Below are 13,011 nucleotides of genomic sequence, written 5' to 3'. Positions count from 1 at the left end.
TTTTTTAATTAAATTTAATTTGCTGTACTATTTGCTGATACAGTAGCCCTTGGCCGTGTAGATCTATACCATTGCAAACAAAGCATAAAAATAATGGCACAATCAATGACATCTCCACCATAATACATAAGCATACTGCCTAGCTCTGCCTGGTACTGCGGTACTCCAACTGGCGGATGAGCATAAATGTATTTAGATAAAATACCGTGGCCCGCTAAGGCAATGGTTAATACAATGGCGCGGTACAGAAAGGGCGTACGATGGGAAACAGGGTCAATATAAATCGTTGATACAGTAAACAAATAACCAGCCACAAAGATGTGGAAGTGAATTAGCACATAAATCCACATGCTTTCATGCATAAGTGAGTATAAGGGAGTGGTGTATAAAAGCCAGAGTCCACCTATATTTAAAAGGGACGCAATGACTGGGTGTGTATACATTCTGCTTGGCCAGCTTTTCAGCAGCCGAGTTAGGTTTCGTGCTTGAGCGACAGGTAATGTACGTAACAAAAGGGCCATAGGTGAAGCAAGCGCCATTAGCAGTGGGGCAAGCATTCCTAAAAGCAGGTGACCAACCATATGTGCGGTGAAATTTGTGTGAGCACGCTCTGCTAGTGGACCTAATAATGAGGCTGCTGCAAACAAAACGCCGAAAAGCCACAGAATAGTACGCTTTACAGGCCATGGTTGATATCGCTTATTCGAATGGACGACCGCAAGGATGTAGAAGACCAAAACCAATATAAAGAAAAGCCCCAAAAAGAATTGAGGCATTTCTCCAGATAAAGAGTGGACTGTAGAATGCATATTGCTATGGCTGTTCATCAGTCACACTCCCAACAGGCTGAAGTCTGCTACGCGTCTTAAACACAAGGAACAGCCCTATAAGTAACATAATGATAGCTAAAATATTCCATACTAAATCATAGATGATGAGGTTATCGACATATCGAATTTGGTGAAGCTGCATGACTTTGTGATGGACGGTGCCGTCATAAAGCTGGAATCCTCCTAGACCAATCAGCACGCCTCCCCACCACTTTACTGGAGCAAATGCATGGCGGCGATTGACATCGGCTAAAAGGAACGAACCGCCAATGGTCGCAAACCAGCCGAATGCATGGAAAATACCATCAGATAACAACCCGATATGAAGTGTTGATTTGTCATAAAAATGGTGCCACTGAAGTATTAAATGGAAAACAACTTCATCTATAAAGGCGGCAATACCTACTCCAAAAAGAAAACCAGACCATATGTTTCGTTTCGAGTAATGAGATTGATTTGTCTGTTGTTTATTATTCATAACGGCCATATTCTTCTCCTTCAAAACGTTTTCATACAGTAGTTTTTCCTTCATCTGCCACCTTTTAAACAATTATTTGTAAGGAAACAAAAACCCCAAACAGCAGCGCTATTCGGGGTTTTAATGTTATTGTAAGTTCTTGTTTTGGACTAACTTAACAACACAGCTAGCTAATGCTTCTTTTTCGTTTTCATTTGCAACGCCCCACATATCGGAAAGCACGCGTTGTTGTTCATTTTTCGGGTCAACATTGTTTGCGAGATAATCACCGATTTGCATCGCTGCTTGTTTAATCGCATTGTTTGGCATACCTGATTGTTCTGCTTGGTTGACATGTTGTCCTAAAAATGATGTCCATTGTTGCCAGTTTTCTAATAGAGCCATTTGAATTCCCTCCTTTTGATAGGTTCAGTATGTGTAGAATTCATTTGGCTATGTATAGTGTTGTAATTTTTTTTGTAAAAAAGAAGACACTCCTCTAAGAGAAGTGCTTTCGGCTTTTTATTGTACTATATGGTCGCCATCCAATGATCGAAGCATTTTATTAATTTTCTCTTCACCAGCAATTACCCAACGGCTTTTGTCCACAATTTTACCGTCTTTGTCAATTGGCTCTTGGAATTGGCTTAGGCCAGTTGTAGCGGTCACCAGCGAATGTTCATCATAATCTAGACCTAAGTTGACCACATGCTTGATGACAAAAGGTTTGCCAAACTGAATATAGGTAGCGTGATGGTCCAAATCTCCGTCCAGTGTCCAAAAAGGCATACGGAGATAAATGGTCTCACCGCCATCACGGTGGAGGATAGAATCGAATTTTCCTTCATGATATTCAAAGTTTGAGCAAAAACTACAGCCATGAGACTCAAATACGTCGCGAATGACACCAAAATACGATTTTTTACCTTCAATCTGTGAATCAAATTGGATCATACTGTTCACCTCATTAGAATTTATCTGACATAACAGGTTATTAGCATTCATCATTAAAAAACTGCAACTACCTGTAAAAGCCCGATGATACACTCGCGTTTAAATGGAAAAAAACACGGAGTGAGTGTCACTTTATTTCTTATTATTAACCAAAATGCTTCCAATCATTCTTTTGGATATGTAAATATTTTGGAGGATACATATGATGTATTTTATATATATGTTAGAATAGTAAGAAAAAAGGGGTGTTCATATGCGCGGCGCAATTCAAAATAAACGTGTGGTGATTTCACAAGAAGATGCAAAGAATTTTTTGAAGATGGCAAAAGTAGCACATGTGGCAACAGTAGATAGTGATGGATTTCCTTATGTAATACCGCTTGTGTATCTTTATGAGAATGAAAAAGTTTATCTACATATCGGCAATATAAGAGAAAGCCACTTTTGGGAAAACATCAAAGAAAATCCGAAAGTATGTATCGAGGTAAGCGAAATGGGCGATTTGCATCCTGGAAAAAAATATGCTTGCCAATCAGCACTCGTTTATACAAGCGTTGTCGTTTTCGGCACCATCAGACGAATTGAAGAAGAAAAAGAGAAGGAACTATTTTTTGATCGATTGCTTGAAAAATACGGTGATCCTTCATGGACGTTTGAAAGAAAAGGATATCCCATCCTGCCTAAGATTGAATTATTTGAAGTAGACATTGACCGATTAACAGGAAAGCTAAATGAAGGGCTAATTCATTAAATTGGAACAGCTGCATAGCCTGCAGCTGTTTTTTTATATGGGCAAGATTCTTTTCTAGACATATTTGCGCTTTCTTAGGACAGACTAATGTGTACGTTTAAAATATTGTTAATTTGGGAATATAAGTTAGAGCATCTAAGGAGTGATATCACTTGTTGCATGATTATTATGCAGATTTACATATTCATATTGGACGTACCTGGAAGGGGCGACCTGTAAAGATTACAGGAAGCAAAACGCTGACTCTGGAAAATATATTAAAAACAGCAACCATGAAAAAAGGATTGGACATCGTTGGAATAATTGATTGCCATTCGCCCGAAGTATTGGAAGAAATGGCTGCATTAATAGAGGCAAATCAATTGATAGCATTAGAGGGTGGCGGGCTTCGCTTTGAAAGCACCACACTAATCCCAGGTGTTGAGATCGAGGTCAATGATGCCAATTGTAAGGGACCGCTACATGTCTTAGCTTACTTCCGATCCATGGAAACGATTCGTGCTTTTTCAAATTGGATGAGCAACCATATCACTAATATTAATTTGAGCACCCAAAGAATAGCCTGTGACGCATTGACTTTACAGCATAAAGTACATGAGCTTGGAGGTTTATTTATACCTGCGCATGTATTTACACCTTTTAAAAGTGCTTACGGAAAAGGTGTTGAAAAAAGCCTTGCGGAAGTATTTGATATGGATCAAATCGATGGTATTGAACTTGGATTGAGCTCAGATACAGACATGGTCAAAGGTATTCAAGAATTAGAGAAATACACATACGTTACAAATTCAGACGCACATTCATTAGGGAAGATGGCGAGAGAATATCAAAAAATCCGATTAGAAGAGCCCACTTTTGATGAGCTGAAAAAAGCATTAAAAGAGGAGGATGGACGAGCCATTGTGGAAAACTATGGACTGAATCCACTTTTAGGAAAATATCACGAAACTGCCTGTGCAGACTGTGGGTTTAGAACAACAGAGATTCCATGCCCAAATTGTGGCGGAAAACATCTGACGAAAGGTGTTTCTGTGCGCATTAAAGAACTATCCACACAGGAAGAATCAAGTAGAGAACGCCCTCCATATGTTCATCAAATTCCATTAGATTTTATTCCGGGAGTAGGCAATAAAACAATGGAAAAGCTTTTAGCAACATTTGGGACAGAAATGAATATTCTTCACGTCATTTCAAGAGAAGAGTTAGAAACGGTAGTGCCCGAAAAAATTGCGGACTTAATCGATAAAGGAAGGAAGGGAGAGCTTTCATTGGTAATGGGCGGTGGCGGTGCCTATGGTAAAGTGAAAACCACATAAGTAGAGGCTAAGATTAAGTATCTCTGTTTTTATAACAGGCTATTTTACACTGCCCCTTGAGAAGCATCACCAAGCTAAAAAACAGTAAATGCAGGAAAAATGATAAATATAATGGTGTGTTTCAAAAATTTATACTATTTCCCATAAGAATATGGTTCCTTAATTTATAAAGAAATTACCTTTCTTTATAAATTTTTAGAGGTGGACATATTGAAAAAAGTATCAGTAGCTTTAAGTGTTTGGGTGGTCGTAGCTTTTATCGTAATGGGGCTTACTATCCCTGCTGATGTGAATGCTAAGGCATCAGCGAAATTTACAGATTCTCTGACGAAATGTGTAGATGGTGATACAGCACACTTTAAGAAAGCAGGCTATTCGCGATTCCTTTATGTGGATACCCCAGAATCAACGAAAAAAATTGAGCCTTATGGAAAAACAGCATCACAATACACATGTACGAAACTTAAAAAAGCTAAGAAAATTCAATTGCAATATGATGGGGCAAGAAAAGATAAATACGGACGCACACTTGTATGGGTATGGGTGGACGGCCAGCTATTGCAAGAGTTATTGGTGAAAAAAGGCTATGTAAAGAAATTCTATGACTATGGCACTTATTCATACGAATCAAAACTTGTGCATCTTCAAGCGATTGTAAAGAAAAAGAAAAAGGGTCTATGGAGTGGTAAGAAGGAACCATCTGTAGCCAAGACTTCATCATCTAAAAAGAAAAAGCCAGCTACTACCAAAAAAATAAATTTTAAAAATTGCACCGAATTACGCAAGTACTATCCTCATGGTGTTTCTAAATCTCATCCAGCGTACCAGTCAAAGATGGACCGAGATCATGATGGATGGGCGTGTGAAAGATAAAGAAAATTTAGAGCCGACATGTACCTAGATGTCGGCTTTTCTGCTAATTTAAGAGGGAACTTATTTACCGACTTATGTAATTTTTTGTTATAAAACAAACTTTGCGATAGGATATAATAGGATGAAATAAAATTTTTTGTCGCTTTTTAGCAAAATTTAAAAACAAACTGTCGTTTGAATCGTCATATATAAGGTGGGAACATAAGTGGAAAGTGGTGAAATATATGCCAAAGCCGATTCAAAAAAATCATAGATACATAGGTGGATTAGATGGTCTAAGGGCAATCGCTGTTCTTTCGGTGATTCTTTATCATCTTCATGTCGGTGGAATTGCCGGCGGCTATCTGGGAGTAACGATATTCTTTGTGCTGTCAGGCTATTTAATCACAGATTTGCTGATCAATGAGTGGAATACGACGGGAAGGATTGACTTCAAGAAATTCTTTATCAGGCGTTTTAGAAGGCTCATTCCCGCTTTATTTGCCATGCTGCTATTGGTTGGTTTTTGGATTACGTTATTTCAACGATCATTTTTAATAGGATTGCGAGAAGAAATATTATCTGCTGTCTTTTATGTCAGCAATTGGTTTTACGTTGCTCAACATCATTCGTACTTCACAAAGTTTGCTCCACCATCTCCATTGCAGCATATGTGGTCACTAGCTGTTGAAGAGCAATTCTATATTATTTGGCCGTTGGTGATGTTAGTAGTTCTTCGATTTGTAAGGGTGAGCGGGAAGGTAGCAATCGGTATATGCTCCCTAGCATTCATCTCTGCTATAGCTATGTTTTGGATGTACACGCCGGGCGAGGACCCGAGCCGTGTTTATTATGGCACAGATACAAGAGCCTTCTCGCTCCTCATTGGTGCGGCGCTGGCATTCGTATGGCCAAGTCGTAAATTAAAAGCCAATGTTACAGATGAAGCCCAAAAATTATTAAATGGCGCAGGGATCATCAGTGCGTTAGTACTGATACTCATGATGATTTTTATGCATGAAGAAGGTCCGTTTCTTTACGAAGGCGGGATGTTGTTAGCATCTCTTGCGACAGCAGTGCTGATTGCTGTCATCGTCCATCCGGCGAGCTCGATGGGTGAAATCTTAAGCTTTCGACCGTTATTATGGGTTGGTGTTCGCTCCTACGGTATATATATTTGGCATTTTCCGTTTATTGTCTTGATGGGAGCAGGCCTTGAAGGTGTACCTATACCATTCTGGAAGACGCTAATTATTGTTTTGATGACGGTTTTATTTGCAGAGCTTTCATGGCGTTTTGTGGAGGATCCAATTCGAAAGGGCGAATGGAAGGTTTGGGTATCCAAATTTAAAACACATGAATGGTCATGGAAGTGGAAAGATTGGACATTACCTTACCGCATAGGATCAGCGATGCTTGGATGTATTGTCATCATTTTTATGATGGGGATGATTTCTACGCCAACTGATACTCAAGCAAGCAGCAGGGCGCTAGAGCAGCATCTGCTGAATGAAGAGAAAAAATTAGAGAACTCTTCCGCTACGACAGTGCCGAAGAAAGAGAAGCAAGATCCTGCTAAAAAGGAAGTTACTTCACAAAAAGAGAATTCCAAAGATAACAGTACAAGAGAAGAAGCGAAGTTGGCTCAAAAAGAAAAAGAAGCACAACTAGCGAAAAAGAAAGAACAGGCTCAAAAAAAAGCAAATGAAAAAAAGAAAAAGAAAAAGATTGTTCCAGGCACTGTTCCCTCTTCACTTAGCGTCACAGCTATTGGAGATTCGGTTATGCTAAGTGCTGCCTCTGCATTAAAGGCGCAAATTCCGCAAATTGTCGTCGATGCAAAAGTAGGGCGCCAAATGTATGATACGTACGATGTCGTCACATCATTGAAAAGCCAAGGAAAGCTTGGCAAAGTAGTTGTTGTCGGACTTGGTTCTAATGGCGACTTTAGCGGACCACAGCTAGAAGAATTACTAAACACCATTGGGAAGTCTAGGCATATTTATCTTATCAACACGCGCGTTACGCGAAATTGGCAGGATAATGTGAATCGCAAATTGGATGAGGCTATTAAAAAAAGAAACAATGTCCGGCTGATTAATTGGTATGAAGCGACAGAAGATGAAGAACAGCTATTTTATAATGACCATATCCATCCAAATGCTGAAGGTGCGAAATATTATACAGCGCTCATCAGCAGTGAAATTGCGAAACATCAATAAACGACATGCAAAAAAGACACGCAAGAGAATTCCCTCTTGCGTGTCTTTTTATAAGCACTTCACTTATTCTACTTGTTCATACAGATTAACACTTTCGATGTAATTGATAAATCTGCGCAATTCCCGTTCTTGTTCCCGATTGATTTCACCGATTTCGTACATATGGTGAACCTCGGCCCTTTCTGTTTCAGTAATTACAGATCGAAGTTCATCTTTGATTTCCTCTTGTTTATTCGTATCCATTGTAACTGGCTTTTTCAGCTGGTTAAGGGCTCTTTCGTATTCAAATGAAACGATATAGTAGAGATCTGGTTCATTTGAAATTGCTGCTTGTTCTTTCAGGTAGATTAGCGCTTGTTGATAAGTATTTCTTCGCACATCTTGTCTCATTTTGATATAAGAAATGAACTGCTCTTTGTCCAAGCGATACTTTTTACGAGTAATACGCCATTCGTGCACAACGCGATAAAGAATATATAAGACGCCTTTCCGCATGTTTTGATGGATGGCTCTTTTTCGCTCTATAAAAGCAGTTTGGAAACCGATATACATATCCTCATCCAGATGGTTGCCTTTATGCAGCTCCTGAATGTATTGCTCTTCGATAGATAAAGCTTTTAAGCGGATTTTCATAATTTCACTCTGATATCCAGGATTTCCAGTTTTAGCAGCATTGCCGTCCAGCTGAGCCTGGCGGAAGAGTTGCTGATATTCACCAATTAACTGATAAGCTGCTGTCCGATTTTTATCGTTTATCTCACGATGGATCTGTTTAATAGATGCCATCAAGATTTTCTGCTTGGCTTCATTGAAGCTTAATGAATCAGCTTTTTCTTCCTTTGTTTCCTCGGTATCAATGAGGAGTGGAAGGAAAACAGTAGCCACAAGCAGTGTAAACAAAATGACGGCGGAAGCTAGAAATAAAAGGAGCGAACGTTCAGGGAAGAGCTCCCCATTTTTTGTAAAGAACGGCAGTGATAAGATACCGGCCATTGTGACAGCACCACGCACGCCTGTCAGGCTGCTTAGTAAGCTTGTTTTTAAGGTTGGTTTTTCTTCATCTCTACCTTTTTTGTATTCATAGATAGCACCTATGTGTGACCAAATGAAACGGATCACTAATATAGCGGTACCTATTGCCACGGCATACCCTATTAGCTTCCAGTTATTAATGCTCTCATTTTCAATGGAGGCTTCAACTGTGGAGGGAATGTTTAATCCTAACAGTAAAAAGACAATTCCATTTAAAATAAATAGCACGATTGACCACGTATTTTCAGTAAGCAATTGCTCCTCAGCGAGTACTGTTTCTGTTTTATCTTTAACGAGGGCTTGCGTAATACCTGCTACAACTACGGCAATAACACCGGAAGCATGGAACAAATCTTCTGCCGCCAGGTAAACAAGGAATGGTGTCAACAGCTGGAGCAACGTATGGAACACAACGTCTCGAATCCCTGCACGTCTTAATGAAAAGCGGATTTGGGTTAGAATGATGCCAACAACCAAACCGATTAATGCGCCCACTAAAAAAGTGTATGAGAAGTCAATTAGCGCTTCTTTAATGGAGAAGTAGCCAGTAACAACAGCTGCTACTGCATAATTGAAGGCAACAAGGCCAGAAGCATCATTAATCAATGATTCGCCGCGTACTACATTTAAAATTTTCTCCGGAATTTGTATTCTTTTAGCAATCCCATTGACAGCAACAGGATCTGTAGGCGAAAGAATAGCAGCAAGCGCAAAAGCGGCTGCAAGCGGTATAGAAGGTATTAACCAATGGATAAAGTAACCGCCGGCTATTGTGGTGATTAGTACAAGGACGATGGCATTGCCCAAGATAGGCATTCGCATATTCCAAAGCTGGTCCCTTGGAAAATTACGGCCGTCATTGTAAAGTAGGGGAGCTACGAATAACAATAAAAACCATTCTGTCTTCAATTCTAAGGTTACATTGCTAAATAGAAGGGCTACAATGACACCTAAAGCGACTTGTATGAGCGCTGTAGGAATTGAGGGTATGTAGTGGCTAATAATGTTAGAGATAAGTAAGCAGCCCATTAAGACAAAAATAATCATCAGTAAGTCCAAAAATATCATCCTCTCAGTTGGAAGAAAACTGTATTAATTTTGTGAAAAGTTATATGAAAGCCCCTAAGTACTGTTACTGATTTAAAGTGGAAAAGCGGGAGTGTATATTAAAAGAATAAAATGTATAAAAGAGTTCTACAACTAATAACCCTTCGAATTGACTATTTTTTTTTCTGACACATTCACTAATAACTCCATCATTTAAAATTAAACTGTGACCAAAATCATGGCAGCAAGTTTTATGAAAGCTTATACTAAAGCATGGATAAAGGTGATAACACCTAGCAGGAAACAAGCAAACTAAAAGGAGATGGACAACTTGCAGACAGTTGTTGTAATCGGTGGAGGCATCACGGGTCTTTGTACCATGCATGAACTCCAAAAACAGAAAGTAGAAAAAAATTTGCCACTCCGCCTTATTCTCGTAGAAAAGAATAACCATCTCGGCGGAAAATTGCATTCTGTACGCGAGCATGGATTTATTATGGAGACAGGAGCTGACTCAATCGTTGCTCGCCATAAGAGTGTGTTGCCACTTGTACAAGATATAGGCTTAGAGAGTGAACTTGTCTATAACAGCACAGGTATTTCTTACATTTATAGCCATAATACGCTGCATGCCATACCAGCAGATAGTGTATTTGGCATTCCGACAAGTATAGATTCACTTAATAGTAGTACCCTCATTTCTGAAAAGGGTAAACAAGATGCATTAAAGGATTTTGATTTAGCGGAAAACCCATTTACAAAGGATAGCTCGATCGGCGAGTTCCTTGAATATTATTTAGGGAAAGAGCTTGTAGAAAAGCAGATTGCACCTGTACTGTCAGGAGTTTATTCAGGTGATTTATATAAATTGACCATGGCTTCAACACTTCCTTCTTTACTGGATTACAAAAATCAGTACGGTAGCATTATCAAAGGTTTTGGAGAGAACCGAGAGCAGTTCCAAAAAAGCGCCGAGAAAAAGTTTATCTCCTTTAAACGAGGGCTATCGCAGCTTATTGAAAAGCTAGAAGAAACCCTAACAGATGTTGAAATCGTCAAGGGAGTAGAGACAAAGGCAATTTTGAAGAGTGGAGATCGCTATTTATGTGAATTTGATAATGGCGATAGCATAGAAGCAGATACGATAGTGTTATCTACACCGCATCAGGCTGCGAGCGCATTACTGCGCGACGAAAAGATTCAAACAGAACTGAATTCAATTCGCAATGCCTCCATTATTGCTGTCTATGTAGGCTTTGACATACCAGACGATCAATTGCCTGCAGACGGCACAGGCTATATTGTATCTGAAAACACCGATGTATTATGTAATGCCTGTACATGGACGAGTCGAAAATGGAAACATACCTCAGAGTCAGGGAATCTATTAATTCGGATGTTTTATAAAAGCTCAAACCCCGCATTTGAACAATTAAAGGGATTGAATGATGCCCAATTGGTTGACGTTGCACTTAAAGACATAAGAAAATCACTTAAAATTGAAGGAAAACCGGTCGTATCAAATGTAACTAAATGGACAGATTTAATGCCTGTTTATGGTATGGACCATGCGAAAATCGTTCAATCTCTAACAGAGCAAATGGAAGAGGAGTATCCGAATGTATTTTTGGCTGGCTGTTCATATTATGGTGTAGGAATAGGGAATTGTATTCAAAATGGCCAAGATACCGCGCGGAAAATTTTGGACTTTAACAAGTAAGCGAAATTGTGAAAAGAGAGGTTTTCTATGACTAGAAAAATATTATTGGTTGCAGGAACCTTATTGCTTCTTGTTGGATTGGCGTTAAGCTTTCAAAAACCGATCATGACCTTTTTAGTTGGCCAGATGTCAAAAGAGACGATACAAAAAGCAAGTAAGCCAACTGAAAAAGAAGATAAGCATTCTTCGTTTGATTTTGCCCAAGTGAAGAATGTAACACTTCGGGATGTTTTAGACGCGAGGACGAAGAAAAAAAATATTCATGCGATCGGCGCCATCCACATTCCTAAAGTAAAGCTTCAGCTACCTATTGTATATGGCATCTCGAATGCCAATTTGACAGTCGGAGCAGGTACGATGAAAAAAGAGCAAGAAATGGGAGAGGGGAATTATGCCCTCGCCGCTCACAATATGAACGATGGGAAGACACTATTTAGCCCGTTGACTAAAGCTAAGAAGGGCATGAAGGTGTATCTAACGGATTTTCAAGCGATATATGAATATCGAATAGAAGATATGTCTTATGTACAGCCTACCCAGGTTGATGTGATTCAAGATATCGGTCAAAAACAACTTATCACACTTGTCACATGCGACGCAGATGGTACCCAAAGGCTTATTGTCAGAGGTGAGTATGTAAGGCAATTCCCTTATAAAGCAAATAACAGTTACTTTTTGAACACGTAGAATTTCATGATTGCTCTAAACCCAGGGGCAGTTGGCTAATGCTCACTGCCCTTTTATTATATATTTTTAAATTATTACAAAATTTAGAAAATTAGTATATAATGAGATACAAAGGGGAGGGGTATTAAATGGACTGTTTTGGTTGTAAGTTAGCAAATAAAGAAGAAGCTGTTCATGTAATATTCGAAGACGATTATGTTAGTTGTATTTTAGACCACAAACCTTATAGCGAGGGACATGTTCTGATTATGCCGAAAAGACATATACGTTACTTTGATGAATTTGACGAACATACGGCAAAATCGTTAATGAAAGCATCGGGAATAATGACGAAAGCTATAAAAAAATTGTTTAATCCAGAAGGAATTACGGTCTGCCAAAATGGTGGGGATTTTGATGAACTCACACATTTTCATATGCACATAGTTCCACGGTATAAAGGACAAAACTTTGCGGAATTTTTTACTGAATATGGAGATGCTAATATTGAAGCAGAAAATAAATTAGCTGAGACAAAAAGAAAACTCATAGACACAATAAAGGGATTGGATTAAAATCCAATCCCTTTTGATTATGGGGAAGCAAAAAACTCTTCATTCAAAATAGAGTACATTTTGATATCTCGCTGGAAACCCTTGGTGTACATGGCTTTTCGCATAACTCCTTCAAAGGACATACCGATTTTCTCCATCACTCGTGCGGATCCAATATTTTCTGCCATGCATCTTGCTTGAATGCGGACTAAATCCATGTGGGTAAAGCCGTATTTTATCACTTCGTTTGCAGCTTCTGTTACAATGCCCATTCCCCAATAGTCCTGAGACAGGCAATATCCAATCTCAGCAACATGATAATTTGGCTGCCACATTACGAAATCAATAGTGCCGATCAGCTTTCCATTTTCTTTATACTCGATGCCCCATGGCGCAATTTTTTTTACCCGATATTGGGCGAGCACAAATTCAATAAATCCACTCGTATCAGCTAGTGACTTATGTGTGTCCCATGTCACGTATTTTGAAACCTCTTCATTTGAAGTGTAGGCATATATATCTTCTTTATCTTCCAATTCGATTTTTCTAAGTAGGAGACGATCTGTTTCGAGCGTAGGTAAGTCACCGAATACTGTTTCCATCTATGCAT

Annotated in this window: 13 protein-coding genes; 7 read left to right on the top strand and 6 right to left on the bottom strand. The window is 39.1% G+C overall.

The window, feature by feature from the left end:
• Nucleotides 1-14 precede the first annotated feature (14 nt).
• From F0527_RS15940 to F0527_RS15925, 4 genes are all read right to left on the bottom strand, one after another.
• The gene (locus tag F0527_RS15940; RefSeq protein WP_150285577.1) at nucleotides 15-827 is read right to left on the bottom strand and encodes a cytochrome c oxidase assembly protein; all 813 of its coding nucleotides are present in this window, start codon (nucleotides 825-827) and stop codon (nucleotides 15-17) included.
• On the bottom strand, nucleotides 814-1,317 hold the full coding sequence (locus F0527_RS15935) for a DUF2243 domain-containing protein (RefSeq protein ID WP_150285576.1): 504 nt from the start codon (nucleotides 1,315-1,317) through the stop codon (nucleotides 814-816). The genes F0527_RS15940 and F0527_RS15935 overlap by 14 nt, the downstream gene beginning before the upstream one ends.
• A 117-nt stretch (nucleotides 1,318-1,434) precedes the next feature.
• Nucleotides 1,435-1,692, bottom strand: a complete 258-nt coding sequence (locus tag F0527_RS15930; protein WP_066790161.1) for a DUF3243 domain-containing protein — start codon at nucleotides 1,690-1,692, stop codon at nucleotides 1,435-1,437.
• Between the two features lie 117 nt (nucleotides 1,693-1,809).
• A complete protein-coding gene (locus tag F0527_RS15925) occupies nucleotides 1,810-2,241 on the bottom strand; it encodes a YugN family protein (RefSeq protein WP_066790159.1) in 432 nt (143 codons plus the stop codon).
• Between the two features lie 253 nt (nucleotides 2,242-2,494).
• Here F0527_RS15925 and F0527_RS15920 point away from each other — a divergent pair, with 253 nt between their 5' ends.
• The 4 genes from F0527_RS15920 to F0527_RS15905 all read left to right on the top strand — a co-directional run bounded on the left by F0527_RS15920 (nucleotide 2,495) and on the right by F0527_RS15905 (nucleotide 7,382).
• Nucleotides 2,495-2,992 (top strand): pyridoxamine 5'-phosphate oxidase family protein, encoded by a 498-nt coding sequence (locus F0527_RS15920; RefSeq protein ID WP_150285575.1) that lies wholly within the window; start codon nucleotides 2,495-2,497, stop codon nucleotides 2,990-2,992.
• A 155-nt stretch (nucleotides 2,993-3,147) separates the two neighbouring features.
• Nucleotides 3,148-4,308: an endonuclease Q family protein gene (locus F0527_RS15915; RefSeq protein ID WP_150285611.1), complete on the top strand. Its 1,161-nt coding sequence runs from the start codon at nucleotides 3,148-3,150 to the stop codon at nucleotides 4,306-4,308.
• A gap of 210 nt (nucleotides 4,309-4,518) precedes the next feature.
• On the top strand, nucleotides 4,519-5,181 hold the full coding sequence (locus F0527_RS15910; RefSeq protein ID WP_150285574.1) for a thermonuclease family protein: 663 nt from the start codon (nucleotides 4,519-4,521) through the stop codon (nucleotides 5,179-5,181).
• 224 nt (nucleotides 5,182-5,405) lie between these two features.
• Nucleotides 5,406-7,382: an acyltransferase family protein gene (locus tag F0527_RS15905; protein WP_150285573.1), complete on the top strand. Its 1,977-nt coding sequence runs from the start codon at nucleotides 5,406-5,408 to the stop codon at nucleotides 7,380-7,382.
• Nucleotides 7,383-7,445: 63 nt separating this feature from the next.
• Here F0527_RS15905 and F0527_RS15900 read toward each other — a convergent pair whose 3' ends face one another.
• Nucleotides 7,446-9,482, bottom strand: a complete 2,037-nt coding sequence (locus tag F0527_RS15900; RefSeq protein ID WP_370454700.1) for a Na+/H+ antiporter — start codon at nucleotides 9,480-9,482, stop codon at nucleotides 7,446-7,448.
• Between the two features lie 310 nt (nucleotides 9,483-9,792).
• On the opposite strand from F0527_RS15900, the gene F0527_RS15895 reads away from it, so the two are divergent.
• From F0527_RS15895 to F0527_RS15885, 3 genes are all read left to right on the top strand, one after another.
• A complete protein-coding gene (locus tag F0527_RS15895; RefSeq protein ID WP_150285571.1) occupies nucleotides 9,793-11,181 on the top strand; it encodes a protoporphyrinogen oxidase in 1,389 nt (462 codons plus the stop codon).
• Nucleotides 11,182-11,208: 27 nt separating this feature from the next.
• Nucleotides 11,209-11,868, top strand: coding sequence for a class A sortase (locus F0527_RS15890; protein WP_150285570.1), 660 nt, complete (start codon nucleotides 11,209-11,211; stop codon nucleotides 11,866-11,868).
• Nucleotides 11,869-11,996: 128 nt separating this feature from the next.
• A complete protein-coding gene (locus F0527_RS15885; protein WP_150285569.1) occupies nucleotides 11,997-12,422 on the top strand; it encodes an HIT family protein in 426 nt (141 codons plus the stop codon).
• A 17-nt stretch (nucleotides 12,423-12,439) separates the two neighbouring features.
• Here the strand turns inward: F0527_RS15885 and F0527_RS15880 are convergent, their stop codons facing one another.
• Nucleotides 12,440-13,003, bottom strand: coding sequence for a GNAT family N-acetyltransferase (locus F0527_RS15880; RefSeq protein WP_150285568.1), 564 nt, complete (start codon nucleotides 13,001-13,003; stop codon nucleotides 12,440-12,442).
• Between the last annotated feature and the right edge of the window lie 8 nt (nucleotides 13,004-13,011).

The sequence above is a fragment of the Rummeliibacillus sp. TYF-LIM-RU47 genome, from assembly GCF_008638315.1.
Classification (GTDB): Bacteria; Bacillota; Bacilli; order Bacillales_A; family Planococcaceae; genus Rummeliibacillus; species Rummeliibacillus stabekisii.
Note: the sequence above shows the minus strand (reverse complement) of the source record. Positions and strands in the feature narration are given on the sequence as shown.